This window comes from Pacificibacter maritimus, assembly GCF_003814915.1.
GTDB classification, from domain to species: Bacteria; Pseudomonadota; Alphaproteobacteria; order Rhodobacterales; family Rhodobacteraceae; genus Celeribacter; species Celeribacter maritimus.
Genome location: NZ_RKQK01000005.1, coordinates 188,708 through 205,865 on the forward strand (window position 1 = coordinate 188,708; position 17,158 = coordinate 205,865).

Consider the following 17,158-nt stretch of genomic DNA (forward strand, 5'->3'; position numbering starts at 1 on the left):
CGCGTCAAGAACGTCTTCCTGTGTTCACTCACTACAGTAACGGCGCGCTTAAACCGCGTTTAGGGATGGGAAAAAATAAACACCCCATACACGGACTTTCGCATACGCTGCCACAAAATATAAAGCTATAACAGCCTCAGTGGAGGGCGTATGGGCAACTTGAATGAAAATATGCGCGGCGCGATCTTGATGATGGCCGCTATGGCTGCCTTTGCATTGAATGATGCGATCCTCAAAGCCTTGGTTGTGAATAATGCGCCTTTGCAAGTTATTTTTCTACGTGGATGTGTGACATTGATCTTAGTGTATTTCGTGCTGTCACGCATCACGGGACCAGTGTCATTTAGGATGTCACGACGGGACGCAAAATGGGTTGCCATCCGATCTGTTGCGGAAACTTGCGCGTCCTTGGGCATTATCATGGCCCTGTCCCAAATGCCTTTTGCCAATGTGAGCGCGACCTTGCAATCTACGCCGCTTTTGATTTCAGTTGGTGCGGCCATCGCTTTTGGTGTGCCACTTGGATGGCGGCGATTGCTTGCAATCGCTATAGGTTTTGTGGGTGTGTTACTTATCGTAAAACCTGGTCCTGAGGGCTTTTCGAATGGTGTCCTTTGGGCTTTGCTCGGTGTTTCCAGCGTGACCGTGCGCGACCTTAGCGTCAAAGCCATGTCGTCAGATGTGAATGCCTCTACCGTGACATTCTTTGCGATCCTATGCACGACTGTTATCTTTGGTCTATCTTGCATTGGCGGCGATTGGGGAGTGTGGTCGCCGCGTGACCTATTTTTGTTGGTTCTCGTCGCCTGCGCGATCATCGCGGCCTATGCTTTGTCTGTGATTGTGATGAAGGTGGGAGACATATCTTTTGTCGCACCCTATCGGTATACCGCTTTAATCTGGGCGCTTTTGATCGGCTTTTTTGTGTTCAATGAGACCCCTGATATTTGGACATTTCTTGGGGCAGGGGTTATTGCAGTAACGGGTGTTTACACCTTGATCGGCGAACGCCGTATGACCCGTCAAATACAAACCGATTTGCGTTAAAGGCTTGGGCATTCTGGCCCTGTTGACAACGGGGGCGACTCTCCATATACCGCGCTTCATCCGGCATATGGGGTTTTCCCTTTTACGTCGAATTCTACATCGTAGTGGCCAAGATCCGAGCACTTTAAGACGCTTTGATCCTCTGGGAACTCACCGCGTCGTTCACCTCGGAATGGGAGCGATTGCGGGTTTTTGTGTTATGCGCTTTGCATAACACGCCAATCTGAAATGTTGTGGCACTTTGCCATGATGAAATGTGTTGAAACACGGGGAAATACCCAATGCCAACGATCCAACAGCTGATCCGCAAGCCGCGCCAGCCGAAAGTCAAGCGCTCGAAGTCTATGCACTTGGAGTCCTGCCCACAAAAACGTGGTGTATGTACGCGCGTCTACACAACGACGCCAAAGAAACCTAACTCCGCTATGCGTAAAGTTGCCAAAGTGCGCCTTACAAACGGTTTCGAGGTTATTTCTTACATCCCAGGTGAAAGCCACAACCTTCAAGAGCACTCTGTTGTTCTGATCCGTGGCGGCCGCGTAAAAGATCTTCCTGGTGTACGTTACCACATCCTTCGCGGTGTTCTCGATACGCAAGGCGTTAAAGATCGTAAACAACGTCGTTCGAAATACGGCGCTAAGCGTCCTAAGTAAGGAGAGACTGGTATGTCCCGTCGTCACGCCGCTGAAAAGCGCGAAATTTTGCCCGACGCCAAATTTGGTGATCGCGTTTTGTCCAAGTTCATGAACAACCTCATGATCGATGGAAAGAAATCTGCTGCTGAGAAAATCGTTTACAATGCGTTTGACCGCGTTGAAGACAAGCTCAAAAAAGCACCAGTCGAAGTGTTCCACGAAGCACTCGAAAACATTAAGCCATCTGTAGAAGTTCGCTCACGCCGTGTTGGTGGTGCAACTTATCAGGTGCCTGTTGAAGTACGCACCGAGCGCCGCGAAGCACTTGCTATTCGTTGGTTGATCTCTGCGGCGCGTTCACGCAACGAAAACACAATGGAAGAACGCCTCGCTGGTGAATTGCTTGACGCAGTTAACGGCCGTGGTTCCGCTGTGAAAAAACGTGAAGATACGCACAAAATGGCCGACGCGAACAAAGCGTTCAGCCATTACCGCTGGTAACTTACAACGAAGGACGGCAGCCCAATGGCACGCGAATATCCCCTCGAACTGTACCGTAACTTCGGTATTATGGCGCACATCGATGCAGGTAAAACAACCTGTTCTGAGCGCATCTTGTTCTACACAGGTAAGTCCCACAACATCGGTGAGGTGCACGATGGTGCGGCCACTATGGACTGGATGGAGCAAGAGCAAGAACGTGGTATTACCATCACCTCTGCTGCGACAACCACATTCTGGGAACGCACAGAAGACGGTCAAACACCGGATTCACCTAAGCACCGCATGAACATCATCGACACACCAGGTCACGTTGACTTCACAATCGAAGTTGAGCGTTCCTTGGCTGTTCTCGATGGTGCTGTTTGTGTTCTCGACGCCAACGCTGGTGTTGAGCCCCAAACAGAAACTGTTTGGCGTCAAGCGGACCGCTACAAAGTTCCACGTATGGTTTTTGTCAACAAAATGGACAAAATCGGTGCGGACTTCTTCAACTGTGTTCGCATGATCGAAGACCGTACAGGCGCACGTGCTGTTCCTGTTGGTATTCCAATCGGTGCTGAGACTGAGCTCGAAGGTCTTCTTGACCTCGTAACCATGAAAGAATGGTTGTGGCAGGGTGAAGATCTTGGTGCGTCATGGATCCAAGTTGACATTCGCCCTGAACTTCAGGACATGGCGACTGAGTGGCGCGGCAAATTGGTCGAAGCTGCTGTTGAAATGGACGACGATGCGATGGAAGCATTCTTGATGGAAGGCACAGAGCCTGAAGTTAAAGAATTGCGCGCATTGATCCGTAAGGGTTGTTTGTCCATGAGCTTCGTCCCTGTTCTTGGCGGTTCTGCGTTCAAAAACAAAGGCGTTCAGCCACTTCTCAACGCTGTTGTTGACTACTTGCCGAGCCCGCTCGACGTTGTTGACTACATGGGCTTTAAGCCTGGCGATGAGGAAGAGGTTCGTAACATTCCACGTCGCGCTGACGATGAAATGGCCTTCTCTGGTCTTGCGTTCAAAATCATGAATGACCCATACATGGGTACATTGACCTTTACGCGTATCTACTCTGGTAAATTGGCCAAAGGCGACACGCTTTTGAACTCTACCAAGGGTCGCAAAGAGCGTATCGGCCGTATGGTTATGATGCACTCCAACAAGCAAGACGAAATCACCGAAGCGTTCGCTGGTGACATCATCGCGCTTGCTGGTTTGAAAGACACGACAACTGGTGACACGCTTTGTGCCGTCAACGATCCAGTGGTTCTTGAAACAATGACTTTCCCTGATCCTGTGATCGAGATTGCTGTTGAGCCAAAAACCAAAGCTGACCAAGAAAAAATGGGTCTTGGCCTTCAGCGTCTTGCAGCTGAGGATCCTTCCTTCCGTGTTGAAACTGACCTCGAATCTGGTCAGACGATCATGAAAGGTATGGGCGAGCTTCACCTCGACATTCTTGTGGATCGCCTCAAGCGTGAGTTTAAAGTGGAAGCCAACATCGGCGCCCCACAAGTGGCTTACCGCGAGACAATTTCACACGAAGTTGAGCACAGCTACACGCACAAGAAACAGTCCGGTGGTTCTGGTCAGTACGGTGAGGTGAAAATGCTTATCTCTCCAACCGAGCCTGGTGAAGGTTACTCCTTCGAATCCAAAATCGTTGGTGGTGCTGTTCCTAAAGAATACATCCCAGGTGTTGAAAAAGGTATCGAATCCGTCATGGATAACGGTCCTTTGGCTGGCTTCCCTGTGATCGACTTCAAAGTGCAGTTGCTCGATGGTAAGTTCCACGATGTTGACTCTTCTATCATGGCATTTGAAATCGCTGCACGTATGTGTATGCGTGAAGGCATGAAGAAAGCTGGCGCGAAAATGCTCGAGCCAATCATGAAAGTGGAAGTGATTACACCAGAAGAATACACTGGTGGCATCATTGGTGACCTGACATCACGTCGTGGTCAGGTTCAGGGTCAAGACACACGCGGCAATGCGATTGCAATCGACGCGTTTGTTCCTCTTGCCAACATGTTCGGTTACATCAACACATTGCGCTCCATGTCTTCGGGCCGTGCGCAGTTCTCGATGCAATTCGACCACTACGAAGCTGTTCCGTCAAACATCTCGGAAGAAATTCAAGCGAAATTCGCTTAAGCGCAATTGGGGATCGGGCCACGGTCCGATCCCCCTCAGATTTATTAGGAGGCCATCATGGCTAAGGAAAAGTTCGAGCGTAATAAACCGCACTGTAACATCGGCACGATTGGTCACGTTGACCACGGTAAAACGACGTTGACAGCTGCGATCACGAAGCAATTCTCAGACACGTTTAAAGCGTATGACGAGATTGACGGCGCGCCAGAAGAAAAAGCACGCGGTATCACCATCTCTACAGCGCACGTTGAGTACGAAACAGAGAACCGCCACTACGCACACGTTGACTGCCCAGGTCACGCTGACTACGTGAAAAACATGATCACTGGTGCGGCTCAAATGGACGGCGCTATCTTGGTTGTGAACGCGGCTGATGGCCCTATGCCACAGACTCGTGAACACATCTTGCTCGGCCGTCAGGTTGGTATCCCAGCCATGGTTGTTTTCATGAACAAAGTTGACCAAGTTGACGACGAAGAGTTGCTCGAATTGGTTGAAATGGAAATCCGTGAATTGTTGTCTGCTTACGACTACCCAGGCGACGACATTCCTGTGATTGCTGGTTCTGCTTTGGCAGCTTTGGAAGACCGCGACGACAACATCGGCAAAGACAAAATTGCTGAGTTGATGGCTGCTGTTGATGCGTACATCCCACAGCCACCACGTGCGATCGACGAGCCATTCTTGATGCCAATCGAGGACGTATTCTCAATCTCTGGCCGTGGTACAGTTGTAACCGGTCGTGTTGAGCGCGGCGCGATCAACGTTGGTGACGAGATCGAAATCGTTGGTATCAAAGACACATCTAAAACAACATGTACTGGTGTTGAAATGTTCCGCAAACTGCTTGATCGCGGTGAAGCAGGCGACAACATCGGCGCACTTCTTCGCGGTGTTGACCGTGAAGGTGTTGAGCGTGGTCAGATCCTTTGTAAGCCAGGTTCCGTTAAGCCACACACCAAGTTCGAAGCTGAGGTCTACATCTTGACCAAAGAAGAGGGTGGTCGTCACACACCATTCTTCGCGAACTACCGTCCACAGTTCTACTTCCGTACAACTGACGTGACAGGCACTGTTGTTCTTCCTGAGGGCACAGAAATGGTCATGCCAGGCGACAACTTGAAATTCAACGTTGAGCTTATCGCACCAATCGCGATGGAAGAAAGCCTACGCTTCGCGATCCGCGAAGGCGGCCGCACAGTTGGTTCAGGTGTTGTATCTAAAATCGTAGAGTAATTTACTCAGCGATATGATTAGGAAAGGGCGCCCGCGTGGCGCCCTTTTTCATGGGCAAGGCCCTTTTTTTACCAAGGGTATTGCCACAACTCGATTCCCGCTGTATTGGGCGTGAATTCGTATTACACGAAGTCTACGGGTGAGATTCGTCTTGTCCAATTTGGGTTCGATGTGGGAGTGCAATAAGGTGCTTCGACCTCTCAACTTCAAAGCCTAAACGGAGGCATTGCAATGCAAAGCCAAAACATCCGCATTCGGTTGAAGGCCTTTGATTTCCGCGTTCTTGACGCATCTACACAGGAAATCGTGAACACTGCTAAGCGCACCGGCGCTCAAGTACGTGGCCCGATCCCACTGCCAAACAAAATCGAAAAATTCACTGTTTTGCGTGGTCCACACGTTGACAAGAAATCCCGCGATCAGTTCGAGATCCGTACGCACAAGCGTCTTCTCGACATCGTAGACCCAACACCGCAAACAGTAGACGCGCTGATGAAGCTCGACCTTGCTGCCGGCGTTGACGTCGAAATCAAAGTATAAGGGGGCAATTGAATATGTTGCGCTCTGGTATTATCGCGAAAAAAGTGGGCATGACCCGCTTGTTCATGGAAGACGGCAAGCAGGTTCCTGTTACTGTTCTTCAACTCGAAAACTTGCAGGTTGTTGCGCAGCGCACCTCTGAGAAGCACGGCTACACAGCTGTTCAACTTGGTTGTGGCAATGCAAAAGCAAAACGCACATCACAAGCTATGCGTGGCGTTTTCGCCGCTGCGAATGTTGCGCCAAAACGCAAAATCGCAGAATTCCGCGTAGACGAAGCGAACCTCATCGCTGTTGGTGAAGAAATCTCAGCTGAGCATTACTTCGAAGGCCAATACGTTGACGTTGCCGGTACATCTATCGGTAAAGGTTTTGCTGGTGCGATGAAGCGTCACAACTTTGGCGGTCTGCGTGCGACACACGGTGTGTCTATCTCTCACCGTTCGCATGGTTCAACTGGTCAGTGTCAAGATCCAGGTAAAGTTTTCAAAGGTAAGAAAATGGCTGGTCACATGGGCGCTGCTCGTGTCACGACGCAAAACCTTCAGGTTGTCCGTACAGACGCTGACCGTGGCTTGATCATGGTTAAAGGCGCTGTTCCTGGCTCCAAAGGTGGCTGGGTTACTGTCAAAGACGCTGTGAAAAAGCCATTCCCTGAGAATGCGCCACTTCCAGCTGCCTTGAAATCTGCGGCTGCAGCGGCTCCGGCTGAAGCACCTGCTGAAGGAGGTGAAGCATGAAACTTGACGTAATCAAACTTGACGGCGAAAAAGCTGGCACATTGGATCTGGACGAAGCTCTCTTCGGTCTTGAGCCACGTGCTGACATTCTTCACCGTGTGGTTCGCTGGCAGCGCAACAAAGCGCAAGCTGGTACACACAAGGTAAAGACACGCTCAGAAGTTAGCTACTCCACGAAGAAGATCTACCGTCAAAAAGGTACTGGTGGCGCACGTCACGGGTCCCGCAAGGCGCCGATCTTCCGCAAAGGTGGTATCTACAAAGGTCCTACACCGCGTTCGCATGGTCACGAGCTTACGAAGAAATTCCGTAAACTTGGCCTCAAGCACGCGCTCTCCGCGAAAGCTGGAGCAGGTAACCTCGTGATCCTCGACGACGCCAAATTGGCTGGTGCGAAGACTGCGGTTCTTGCAAAAGCTGTCAAAGAGCAGGGCTGGAAACGCGTTCTTATCATTGATGGTGCTGACATCGACGCAAACCTCAAAGCTGCTGCGGCAAACTTGACTGGTGTTGATATCCTGCCAACAATGGGCGCAAACGTATACGACATCCTGAAACGTGACACTCTCGTGCTCACAAAATCAGCTGTCGAAGCTCTGGAGGCTCGCCTCAAATGACCACTAAATCAGAACTCTACGACGTAATTCGTAAGCCTATCATCACTGAGAAAGCCACTATGGCTTCCGAAAATGGTGCGGTTGTTTTCGAAGTTGCGATCGACTCTAACAAGCCACAAATCAAAGAAGCCGTTGAAACGCTCTTTGGTGTGAAAGTTAAAGCCGTGAACACATCGATCACAAAAGGTAAAGCAAAACGCTTCCGCGGGATGCTCGGCAAACGCAAAGACGTTAAAAAAGCCTACGTGACACTCGAAGAAGGCAACTCCATCGACGTGTCCACTGGTCTCTAAATCCTTTCGGATTTGACTGGTTAGAAATTGAAAAGCCCTCCGAGCGATCGGGGGGCTTTTTTGCGGTCAGTTCGTATTCCTCCTAGAAAGAGTTGCTCTGCTAGGAATGTTGAAGCGTATATTGCTGTCAGGTAAAAACGAGCTATCGGCATAGAAGCGCCATATTTTACGGAAAGTCCCAAATGAATAAAGACGAACATATCCTGCGCGTTCTGAGAAAAATCGCACACAAGAAATATGAGAGCTTCGTTATTTCAAGAATTGTTCAACAAATTTTTGCAACCGATATCAAATTTGTATGTCAGCAAATGGTTCGACGACCAAATGGGCATAATGCTTTATTGGATATTTATTTTCCCCAAGTGAAGCTGTCCCTAGAAATTAATGAAGGATACCATGACAGCGAGGAGCAAAAGCGCTTAGATGAAATGCGCTCCCGTGATGTAGTTCAAGCGGCAGATATTGATATAATATTCCTTCCGGTGATGGACAGTGGTAGGTTAAAGTCGCTTGATGAAATTGCCAGTGATACGGACGAATTTTTGAAGTGCCTGTATAGCAAAGTTGACGAGATAAAGGGTCTCAACGACTGGCGGCCTTGGGATTTTGAAACTGAATTTACGGCAGCACCGCACCTCAAGCGCGGGTATATCGATGCCAACGAGGACGTATTGCTGCGCAAACACACTGATGCCATTGAGCTGTTCGGCATAAAGCTCAGGGGGCATCAAAGTGGCAGCTGGAAAACGCCAAAGCGGTTCGGTCTGGCTATGGCATGGTTTCCCAGGCTTTATGAAAATGACAAGTGGGATAATTCACTTTCTCCAGATGGTTCCAAAATTGTGGAGAAAAACAAAGACGAGCGTGGTGCTCAGATTCTCAACTATGATAAATACGGACCAAACCATCGCCGCGCGGTTTTTGCGAGAAAGGAAGAACCTCTAATCAGGACACTGTACAGATTTGTTGGGGTGTTTGAGTACTCACTTAGTGAGTCTAAAGAGAGAGGGGCGGCGATTTATAATAAGGTCTGCGACAGGATTGAATTGGGCGATCACAATCGTATTTCCCCACAAAACCCCACTCCCCACTAGACACCCAATCCCCCCTCTGGTACTCCCCACAAATCTTATGGCTACAGATTCGCTCTGTGGCCTTTTGATATATGACATTGGGCACCTACGGGGGCCTACACACAGACCTTTCAGGGCGACCTGAGCATAAGGTCACAAAGCAAACGGAAGACAGAAACTATGGCACTAAAGTCGTACAAACCAACGACGCCTGGCCAGCGCGGGCTGGTTCTGATCGACCGTTCGGAGCTTTGGAAAGGACGTCCAGTCAAATCCCTTACTCAGGGTCTGACAAAAAAGGGCGGCCGGAACAACACCGGACGGATCACGATGCGTCGCATCGGCGGGGGCGCTAAGCGTCTTTACCGCATCGTCGATTTCAAGCGTAACAAATTTGATGTACCAGCAGTTGTAGAACGGATCGAATATGACCCGAACCGCACAGCGTTCATCGCCCTAATCAAATACGAAGACGGAGAGCAAGCATACATCATCGCTCCTCAGCGTCTTGCAGTTGGTGACAAAGTCATCGCATCTGCAAAAGCTGACGTGAAGCCTGGTAATGCTATGCCGTTCTCTGGTCTGCCAATCGGTACTATCGTCCACAACGTTGAGATGAAGCCAGGCAAAGGCGGTCAAATCGCTCGTGCTGCTGGTACTTACGCTCAGTTCGTTGGTCGTGACGGTGGCTACGCTCAGATCCGCCTTTCTTCTGGCGAGTTGCGCATGGTTCGCCAAGAATGCATCGCAACTGTTGGCGCAGTATCCAACCCTGACAACTCCAACCAAAACTTTGGTAAAGCTGGTCGTAACCGTCACAAGGGCATCCGCCCATCTGTGCGTGGTGTTGTTATGAACCCGATCGATCACCCGCACGGTGGTGGTGAAGGTCGTACCAGCGGTGGTCGTCACCCAGTTACACCTTGGGGTAAGCCAACTAAAGGCGCGAAAACGCGTAAAAACAAAGCGACGGATAAATACATTATTCGTTCGCGTCATGCTCGGAAGAAGGGTCGCTAGAATATGGCACGTTCTGTCTGGAAAGGCCCATTTGTGGACGCGTACGTCCTCAAGAAAGCCGAGAAAGCTCGCGAGTCTGGTCGTAACGAGGTCATCAAGATCTGGTCACGCCGCTCAACTATTTTGCCTCAGTTCGTTGGTCTCACCTTTGGTGTGTACAACGGCCGTAAGCACATTCCTGTAAACGTCACAGAAGACATGATTGGTCAAAAGTTTGGTGAGTACTCACCAACTCGCACCTACTACGGTCACGCTGCTGACAAAAAAGCGAAGCGGAAATAAGCCATGAGCAAGGATAAGAATCCCCGCCGCGTGGCTGACAACGAAGCAATGGCGAAAACGCGCATGCTTCGTACATCCCCGCAAAAACTGAACCTCGTTGCTCAGATGATCCGTGGTAAGAAAGTTGATAAGGCTCTTACAGACCTTACGTTTTCTAACAAGCGTATCGCAGCAGACGTGAAGAAATGTCTTCAGTCCGCGATTGCCAACGCCGAAAACAACCACAACCTTGATGTTGACGAACTTGTTGTCGCAGAAGCTTGGGTTGGTAAAAACTTGACTATGAAACGTGGTCGTCCACGTGCTCGTGGTCGTTTCGGCAAGATCTTGAAGCCATTCGCTGAAATCACCATCTTGGTGCGCCAGAATGAGGAGCAAAGCTAATGGGTCATAAAGTAAACCCGATCGGTTTCCGTCTGCAGATCAACCGCACATGGGATAGCCGCTGGTACGCTGAGTCCAAAGATTTTGGCGATCTTCTTTTGGAAGACATCAAAATTCGCGAATTCGTTAAAGAAGAGTGCAAGCAAGCTGGCATCTCTCGCGTGATCATCGAACGCCCACACAAGAAATGTCGTGTGACTGTTCACACCGCACGTCCTGGTGTGATCATCGGTAAAAAAGGCGCAGACATCGAAACGCTTCGCAAGAAGATCGCTGCGATGACTGACTCTGAATTGCACCTCAACATCGTTGAAGTTCGCAAGCCAGATCTAGACGCTGCACTCGTTGCCGAAGGCATCGCGCAGCAACTTGAGCGTCGTGTTTCTTTCCGTCGCGCTATGAAGCGTGCGGTTCAAAACTCAATGCGTCAGGGTGCTCTTGGTATCCGTGTGAACGTTGCTGGTCGTCTTGGTGGCGCTGAAATCGCGCGTACTGAATGGTACCGCGAAGGCCGCGTTCCTTTGCACACTTTGCGTGCTGACATTGATTACTCACACTTCGAAGCTGAAACTGCTTATGGCATCATCGGCATCAAAGTTTGGATCTTCAAAGGCGAGATCATGGAACACGATCCACAGGCTCGTGACCGTCGTCTCGAAGAAGCCCAACAAGGTCCGGCGCCCCGTGGCGACCGCGGCCGTCGCTAAGGAGATCTGATAAATGCTTCAGCCAAAGCGTACAAAATTTCGCAAGATGCACAAAGGCAGCATCAAAGGTCTCGCCAAAGGCGGATCTGATCTGAACTTCGGCACTTACGGTCTTAAGGCTCTCGAGCCTGAGCGCGTAACTGCTCGTCAGATCGAAGCTGCTCGTCGTGCAATGACACGCCACATGAAACGCCAAGGCCGCGTTTGGATCCGCATCTTCCCAGATGTACCGGTAACATCCAAACCGACCGAAGTTCGTATGGGTAAAGGTAAAGGCTCTGTTGATTACTGGGCATGCAAGGTCAAACCTGGCCGCGTTATGTTCGAAATCGACGGCGTTGGTGAAGACGTTGCACGTGAGGCACTTCGCCTTGCAGCAATGAAACTGCCTGTCAAAACCCGCACAGTGGTGCGCGAAGACTGGTAAATCAGTTCGGCCGCTCGCGGTCGGTTTGACTTCCATCTGAAATATTAAGACCCCCGTTGAGCAATCAGCGGGGGTTTTGCTGTTACAGGCCGCACCACGCGAATCCGCAAGATTCCGCCCGTGTTTTAACGTTTTGCGGTTTTATACTTGGCCGTTTTGCATGCCTCAAAGCGACGTGGCGAGCGATGAGCATCGGTTAGGTGGCGAAACAGACCATTGAGCGGGTTTTGCCGCCCATAAGCGCAACCAAGGCTTGATCCCCATGGTATCTGACGCCATATCGTGACGACAACGCCACAGGAGCCACCCCCATGCGCCAACAGATTGCCGAAATCCTAGATCGTAAGGTCACCCAAAATATCATCATGGGCGTGATCTTATTCAACGCCGTCATTTTGGGACTGGAAACATCTGACGCGGTGATGGCGCGGGCAGGTGGGCTGATCAAAGCTTTGGACATTGCCTGTCTCACCATTTTTGTGATCGAAATCGCAGCCAAAATCTATGCGCGCCGCTTGGCCTTTTTCAAATCGGGTTGGGGCCTGTTTGATGTGGTGATCGTCGGTATTTCGCTTTTGCCCTTTGGCCAAGGTATCGCCGTGCTGCGCGCCTTGCGCATTTTTCGGTTGCTACGCGTTATTTCCGTCGTGCCATCCCTGCGCCGCGTGGTCGAAGCCTTTATCAAAGCCTTACCTGGCATGGCATCGGTGTTTTTCCTCACCGCAATTATCTTTTACATCGGTGCCGTAATGGCGACGAAACTTTATGGCGACACCTTCCCTGATTGGTTCGGCACCTTGGGTGGATCGCTTTACTCGTTGTTCCAGATCATGACGCTGGAAAGCTGGTCCATGGGCATCGTGCGTCCGGTCATGGAGGTCCACCCGAATTCGTGGTTGTTCTTTATTCCGTTCATCTTGGTGACAGCTTTCGCGGTAATGAACTTGGTCGTCGGTCTGATCGTCAACTCCATGCAAGACGCCCACGCAGCAGAGGAGCTGGCCGAAACCGATGCCTATCGCGAAGACATCACAGCACGCCTTGATCGGATTGAGCGCGCTTTGGAGCGGTAGGGCATAGGGTGAAAATTAAACAGCTCGTTTTAGACATCGTTGATGAATTTCAGTCCGTCGATAAGTGGGTTGTATATCGATCTATGAAGTTGGCTTCGCTTTGTGTACTTTAGTCCTAGCTGGAGAAGTGTAGTTCTAGGTAGCACGAATGGGCCCTTGTCTAGCAAATTCGCTGACTTGAGGCAGGACTTCATATTACTCGTATCTGGGAACCTTCGAGCTGTTCGCATCAGTGTTGCTTCTCCAACTAATCCGCAATCGAAGTCTATCCACGCATGTCCTTCCCAGTCGACTAATGATTTGGGTCTCTTGGGAAAAGCCTTCTTGTATTGAAATGCCTTAACTCCGTTGCAAGATAGAGACCCTAGAGCGATAGAATGCGGTATTTCATCTTGATCCAATTCTGACGATATTAGCGCGCAAACAGCTACACATTGGCTTGCAGTGTTTGGGTGTGTTTTTAACATATCCCGCGAAATTTCCATGAAGCGCACGGCAGCAGAATCAATATCTGTCAAAAAACTACTCCCAACGGTAATTAAAGCTCACAGAAATACGGTGATCTTCGGACATATTCATCGGCACTTCGTGGCGCAGCCAGCTTTCCCACAACAGCACATCCCCTACGGCGGGTTTCACGTAGACGAAATTCTTCATCTCTTCGCGGGCGTCTTTGATGCGGGGTGGGGCGGCCATCATCATCGCGTGACGCGGATCTTCGAGTTTGAGGGCAGAGGCGCCTTCGGGCATGGCAACGTAAGTTGTGCCAGAGATCACAGAATGCGGATGGATGTGGGCGGAATGCGCGCCACCTTCGGGCAGAATGTTGATCCAGATGTCTTCCAAAACCAGTTTGCGATCGTCCAGATCGAATTGCAGGTCGGCAGCAAAGGCTGCGACATGTTGATCAAGGCTGTCGACAATGTCTTTGAAAATCGGAAAGCGCCACGCGAGGTCCGTCAGAGACGCGTAGCTGGTGTAGCCCGGAAAATCATTGGCCTCACACCAGTCTTGGCCCGCCTCGTCATCTTCGGCGATGGACAGGCAGGAGTTTTCCAATTCATCCGCGTCCACAGGCGTGCCAAATTCGGATAAGGCCGCGCGGTAAAGGCGGGTGACAAAGAGAGAAGTGATATCGGACATGGTGGTGGCTTTCTGGTGGGGATGCGATAATCTGATTTTTGTCGATGTTATGCCGTGAAAACACTATAGAAAAAAGGGGCAAGTAAGGCTTGCCCTAAAGCGCGTGGCCCCCTATAGAGACGCATCGCTCGAACCCCATCAGGGGATTCGTGTGTTTTGACATTACCCACCAGATCATGGGTGACCCTAACGGGGGCCCACTGGTGCTTAGGAAAAGGATAGGGCTATGAACGCCGACGACCTGCGCGCTAAAACGCCAGACGAGCTCCGCCAAGAGCTTGCAAACAACAAAAAAGAGTCTTTCAACCTGCGCTTTCAACAAGCAACTGGTCAGCTCGAAAACACCGTTCAAATTCGTAAAGCGCGCCGTGCAGCTGCACGCGTAAAGACAATTTTGAACGAAAAAGCCGCAGCTGCGGCTGAGTAAGAGGAGCTGAGACTATGCCTAAACGTATCCTTTCAGGTGTCGTGACGTCTAACCAAAACGAGCAAACAGTGACTGTTTCCGTTGAACGTCGTTTCAAGCACCCAGTTATGAAAAAGACCATCCGTAAGTCCAAAAAATACCGGGCTCACGATGAGAACAACCAATTCAACGTTGGTGATACAGTCCGTATTCAGGAATGTGCACCAAAGTCGAAAACCAAGCGTTGGGAAGTTCTCGCGTAATCATTCGATTTTAACATCAGTTGAAATCGATTGTGCCAGAGTAACTCAGCATAATCGAAACCCTGGGGAACTACGCCACTGCAGGCAGCCCCAAAGGTCGGGAGAAACCACATGATTCAGATGCAGACCAATCTGGATGTTGCTGACAACAGCGGCGCTCGCCGTGTTCAGTGCATCAAGGTTCTCGGCGGTTCACACCGTCGGTACGCGTCAGTGGGTGACATCATCGTTGTATCGGTGAAAGAAGCCATTCCACGTGGCCGTGTTAAGAAAGGTGACGTGCGTAAAGCCGTTGTCGTTCGCACAGCAAAACAAGTTCGTCGTGAAGACGGCACAGCAATCAAATTTGACAGCAACGCTGCTGTGATTTTGAACAACAACAATGAGCCAGTAGGTACACGTATCTTTGGGCCAGTTGTTCGCGAATTGCGTGCGAAAAACTTTATGAAGATCATCTCACTTGCTCCGGAGGTGCTGTAATGGCTGCTAAACTCCGTAAAGGTGACAAGGTCATCGTTCTTGCTGGTAAAGACAAAGGTAAACAGGGCGAAATCGCTTCTGTGAACCCGTCAAAAGGCAAAGCCGTAATCGAAGGCATCAATGTCTCATTGCGTCACACAAAAGCGTCCCAAGGCGACCAAGGCGGCAAGAAACCGGTCTCTATGCCGATCGACTTGTCAAACCTTGCAATCGTTGACGCAAATGGCAAAGCAACACGCGTTGGCTTCCGTATGGAAGGCGACCAAAAAGTGCGCTTCGCTAAGTCCACAGGAGACGTGATCTGATGCTCGATACTGCAAATTACACTCCACGTCTTAAAACCGTGTACACTGACGCCGTTCGTCCAGCTCTTAAAGAAGAGTTCGGCTACAAGAACGACATGCAGATCCCACGTTTGGACAAAATCGTTCTCAACATCGGCTGTGGTGCTGAAGCTGTGCGTGATTCCAAAAAAGCAAAATCTGCTCAGGAAGATCTCACACTCATCGCTGGTCAAAAGGCTTTGACAACGATCGCTAAGAAATCAATCGCTGGTTTCCGCGTTCGTGAAGATATGCCCCTTGGCGCGAAGGTTACTCTTCGTGGCGAAAAGATGTACGAATTCCTCGATCGTCTTATCACGATTGCTATGCCACGTATCCGCGACTTCCGCGGCATCTCTGGCAAATCCTTTGACGGCCGTGGCAACTACGCCATGGGTATTAAAGAGCACATCGTCTTCCCTGAAATCGACTTTGATAAAGTTGATGAAAACTGGGGTATGGACATCGTAATCGCAACCACTGCGAAAACTGACGCAGAAGCTAAGGCCTTGTTGAAAGCATTCAACATGCCTTTCAACAGCTGATCGCGAGGAGTTAGAGAACATGGCTAAGAAATCCATGATCGCACGTGAGGCAAAACGCGCTAAATTGGTGGCAAAATATGCAACCAAACGCGCTGCTCTCAAAGAGATCATCTATGACCAAGAGAAGCCCATGGAAGAGCGTTTTCGCGCAACCATGAAGCTTGCTGAGTTGCCGCGCAATAGCTCGGCTGTCCGTCTTCACAACCGCTGTCAGCTGACAGGCCGTCCACACGCTTACTACCGTAAGCTTAAGGTCAGCCGTATCATGCTGCGGGAACTTGGCTCATTCGGCCAGATCCCTGGTCTCGTGAAATCAAGCTGGTAAGGGGAGCATAGTATGAACGATCCTATCGCAGATATGCTCACACGTATCCGTAACTCTCAAATGCGCGGTAAATCCGTTGTCTCAACACCAGCTTCTAAGTTGCGTGCTTGGGTCTTGGACGTATTGCTCGACGAAGGTTACATCCGTGGCTACGAAAAAGGCACAAACGAGCTTGGTCACCCAACGCTTGAAATCAGCCTTAAATACTTCGAAGGCACTCCTGTTATTCGCGAAGTGAAACGGGTTTCAAAACCTGGTCGTCGCGTTTACATGGGCGCTAAAGACATCCCATCTGTCCGTCAGGGTTTGGGTTTGTCGATTGTCTCTACACCTAAAGGTGTGATGTCTGATGCAAACGCTCGTGCCAACAATGTTGGCGGCGAAGTGCTTTGCACAGTCTTCTAAGGAGGGTCTGATGTCTCGCATTGGTAAAAAACCGGTCGAGCTGCCCAGCGGCGTAACTGCTTCTGTTTCAGGTCAGACCATCGAAGTGAAAGGCCCTAAGGCTACTCACACATTCACCGCAACTGATGACGTAACTGTCGCAGTTGAGGACAATACTGTAACTGTCACGCCTCGCGGTAAATCCAAGCGCGCGCGTCAACAGTGGGGCATGTCCCGCACTGTTATCGCCAACTTGGTGACAGGTGTATCTACAGGCTTCAAAAAAGAGCTTGAGATCAACGGTGTTGGTTACCGTGCAACTATGCAGGGTAACACTCTCAAACTGGCTTTGGGTTATTCACATGACGTTCTCTTCGAAGTTCCTGCTGGCGTAACAGTCACAGCTCCGAAGCAAACGGAAATCGTTGTTGAAGGTACAGACGCACAACTCGTTGGCCAAGTCGCGGCAAATATTCGCGAATGGCGGAAACCTGAGCCCTACAAAGGCAAAGGTATCAAATACAAAGACGAGTATATCTTCCGCAAAGAAGGTAAGAAGAAGTAAGGAC

The 17,158-nt window shown here is 50.3% G+C and carries 25 protein-coding genes; 24 read left to right on the forward strand and 1 reads right to left on the reverse strand.

Annotated features, from left to right (window positions below):
- Positions 1 to 150: 150 nt before the first annotated feature.
- From EDD53_RS13910 to EDD53_RS13985, 16 genes are all read left to right on the forward strand, one after another.
- Entirely contained in the window at positions 151 to 1,047 is an 897-nt protein-coding gene (locus EDD53_RS13910) for a DMT family transporter (protein ID WP_123794164.1), read from the forward strand.
- A gap of 281 nt (positions 1,048 to 1,328) precedes the next feature.
- Entirely contained in the window at positions 1,329 to 1,700 is a 372-nt protein-coding gene (gene rpsL / locus EDD53_RS13915) for a 30S ribosomal protein S12 (RefSeq protein ID WP_085848203.1), read from the forward strand.
- A 12-nt stretch (positions 1,701 to 1,712) separates the two neighbouring features.
- Positions 1,713 to 2,183 carry a 30S ribosomal protein S7 gene (rpsG, locus tag EDD53_RS13920; RefSeq protein WP_123794165.1) on the forward strand — a complete coding sequence of 157 codons (471 nt, stop codon included), beginning with the start codon at positions 1,713 to 1,715 and terminating at the stop codon, positions 2,181 to 2,183.
- Positions 2,184 to 2,207: 24 nt separating this feature from the next.
- Positions 2,208 to 4,328 (forward strand): elongation factor G, encoded by a 2,121-nt coding sequence (fusA, locus tag EDD53_RS13925; RefSeq protein ID WP_123794166.1) that lies wholly within the window; start codon positions 2,208 to 2,210, stop codon positions 4,326 to 4,328.
- Between the two features lie 57 nt (positions 4,329 to 4,385).
- Positions 4,386 to 5,564 (forward strand): elongation factor Tu, encoded by a 1,179-nt coding sequence (tuf, locus tag EDD53_RS13930; RefSeq protein ID WP_123794167.1) that lies wholly within the window; start codon positions 4,386 to 4,388, stop codon positions 5,562 to 5,564.
- Between the two features lie 231 nt (positions 5,565 to 5,795).
- A complete protein-coding gene (gene rpsJ, locus EDD53_RS13935; RefSeq protein WP_085848206.1) occupies positions 5,796 to 6,104 on the forward strand; it encodes a 30S ribosomal protein S10 in 309 nt (102 codons plus the stop codon).
- A 14-nt stretch (positions 6,105 to 6,118) separates the two neighbouring features.
- Positions 6,119 to 6,844 (forward strand): 50S ribosomal protein L3, encoded by a 726-nt coding sequence (gene rplC / locus EDD53_RS13940; protein ID WP_123794168.1) that lies wholly within the window; start codon positions 6,119 to 6,121, stop codon positions 6,842 to 6,844.
- Entirely contained in the window at positions 6,841 to 7,461 is a 621-nt protein-coding gene (gene rplD / locus EDD53_RS13945) for a 50S ribosomal protein L4 (protein ID WP_123794169.1), read from the forward strand. Before rplC ends, rplD begins: the two co-directional genes overlap by 4 nt.
- Positions 7,458 to 7,754, forward strand: a complete 297-nt coding sequence (locus tag EDD53_RS13950) for a 50S ribosomal protein L23 (protein WP_123794170.1) — start codon at positions 7,458 to 7,460, stop codon at positions 7,752 to 7,754. The genes rplD and EDD53_RS13950 overlap by 4 nt, the downstream gene beginning before the upstream one ends.
- A 182-nt stretch (positions 7,755 to 7,936) precedes the next feature.
- Positions 7,937 to 8,848: an AbaSI family restriction endonuclease gene (locus EDD53_RS13955; protein ID WP_123794171.1), complete on the forward strand. Its 912-nt coding sequence runs from the start codon at positions 7,937 to 7,939 to the stop codon at positions 8,846 to 8,848.
- A 159-nt stretch (positions 8,849 to 9,007) separates the two neighbouring features.
- Positions 9,008 to 9,847 carry a 50S ribosomal protein L2 gene (rplB, locus tag EDD53_RS13960; RefSeq protein ID WP_123794172.1) on the forward strand — a complete coding sequence of 280 codons (840 nt, stop codon included), beginning with the start codon at positions 9,008 to 9,010 and terminating at the stop codon, positions 9,845 to 9,847.
- A gap of 3 nt (positions 9,848 to 9,850) precedes the next feature.
- Complete coding sequence (rpsS, locus tag EDD53_RS13965) at positions 9,851 to 10,129, forward strand: 30S ribosomal protein S19 (protein ID WP_009574008.1); 279 nt, start codon at positions 9,851 to 9,853, stop codon at positions 10,127 to 10,129.
- A 3-nt stretch (positions 10,130 to 10,132) separates the two neighbouring features.
- Positions 10,133 to 10,513 (forward strand): 50S ribosomal protein L22, encoded by a 381-nt coding sequence (gene rplV / locus EDD53_RS13970; protein ID WP_123794173.1) that lies wholly within the window; start codon positions 10,133 to 10,135, stop codon positions 10,511 to 10,513.
- On the forward strand, positions 10,513 to 11,220 hold the full coding sequence (gene rpsC, locus EDD53_RS13975; protein WP_123794174.1) for a 30S ribosomal protein S3: 708 nt from the start codon (positions 10,513 to 10,515) through the stop codon (positions 11,218 to 11,220). Before rplV ends, rpsC begins: the two co-directional genes overlap by 1 nt.
- A gap of 13 nt (positions 11,221 to 11,233) precedes the next feature.
- Positions 11,234 to 11,647, forward strand: a complete 414-nt coding sequence (gene rplP, locus EDD53_RS13980; protein WP_123794175.1) for a 50S ribosomal protein L16 — start codon at positions 11,234 to 11,236, stop codon at positions 11,645 to 11,647.
- A 311-nt stretch (positions 11,648 to 11,958) separates the two neighbouring features.
- The gene (locus EDD53_RS13985) at positions 11,959 to 12,720 is read left to right on the forward strand and encodes an ion transporter (RefSeq protein WP_123794176.1); all 762 of its coding nucleotides are present in this window, start codon (positions 11,959 to 11,961) and stop codon (positions 12,718 to 12,720) included.
- Positions 12,721 to 13,242: 522 nt separating this feature from the next.
- Here EDD53_RS13985 and EDD53_RS13990 read toward each other — a convergent pair.
- On the reverse strand, positions 13,243 to 13,863 hold the full coding sequence (locus tag EDD53_RS13990; protein ID WP_123794177.1) for a TIGR02466 family protein: 621 nt from the start codon (positions 13,861 to 13,863) through the stop codon (positions 13,243 to 13,245).
- 226 nt (positions 13,864 to 14,089) lie between these two features.
- Here EDD53_RS13990 and rpmC point away from each other — a divergent pair, with 226 nt between their 5' ends.
- From rpmC to rplF, 8 genes are all read left to right on the forward strand, one after another.
- Positions 14,090 to 14,290, forward strand: a complete 201-nt coding sequence (gene rpmC, locus EDD53_RS13995; protein ID WP_123794178.1) for a 50S ribosomal protein L29 — start codon at positions 14,090 to 14,092, stop codon at positions 14,288 to 14,290.
- Between the two features lie 14 nt (positions 14,291 to 14,304).
- Positions 14,305 to 14,532, forward strand: a complete 228-nt coding sequence (rpsQ, locus tag EDD53_RS14000) for a 30S ribosomal protein S17 (protein WP_123794179.1) — start codon at positions 14,305 to 14,307, stop codon at positions 14,530 to 14,532.
- A 111-nt stretch (positions 14,533 to 14,643) separates the two neighbouring features.
- Positions 14,644 to 15,012 carry a 50S ribosomal protein L14 gene (gene rplN / locus EDD53_RS14005; RefSeq protein WP_123794180.1) on the forward strand — a complete coding sequence of 123 codons (369 nt, stop codon included), beginning with the start codon at positions 14,644 to 14,646 and terminating at the stop codon, positions 15,010 to 15,012.
- Positions 15,012 to 15,317: a 50S ribosomal protein L24 gene (gene rplX, locus EDD53_RS14010; RefSeq protein ID WP_123794181.1), complete on the forward strand. Its 306-nt coding sequence runs from the start codon at positions 15,012 to 15,014 to the stop codon at positions 15,315 to 15,317. Before rplN ends, rplX begins: the two co-directional genes overlap by 1 nt.
- Positions 15,317 to 15,880 (forward strand): 50S ribosomal protein L5, encoded by a 564-nt coding sequence (gene rplE, locus EDD53_RS14015; RefSeq protein ID WP_123794182.1) that lies wholly within the window; start codon positions 15,317 to 15,319, stop codon positions 15,878 to 15,880. The genes rplX and rplE overlap by 1 nt, the downstream gene beginning before the upstream one ends.
- 19 nt (positions 15,881 to 15,899) lie before the next feature.
- On the forward strand, positions 15,900 to 16,205 hold the full coding sequence (gene rpsN / locus EDD53_RS14020) for a 30S ribosomal protein S14 (protein WP_123794183.1): 306 nt from the start codon (positions 15,900 to 15,902) through the stop codon (positions 16,203 to 16,205).
- 12 nt (positions 16,206 to 16,217) lie between these two features.
- Complete coding sequence (rpsH, locus tag EDD53_RS14025; RefSeq protein ID WP_123794184.1) at positions 16,218 to 16,610, forward strand: 30S ribosomal protein S8; 393 nt, start codon at positions 16,218 to 16,220, stop codon at positions 16,608 to 16,610.
- 10 nt (positions 16,611 to 16,620) lie between these two features.
- Entirely contained in the window at positions 16,621 to 17,154 is a 534-nt protein-coding gene (gene rplF / locus EDD53_RS14030; RefSeq protein ID WP_123794185.1) for a 50S ribosomal protein L6, read from the forward strand.
- The last annotated feature ends 4 nt before the right edge of the window (positions 17,155 to 17,158 follow it).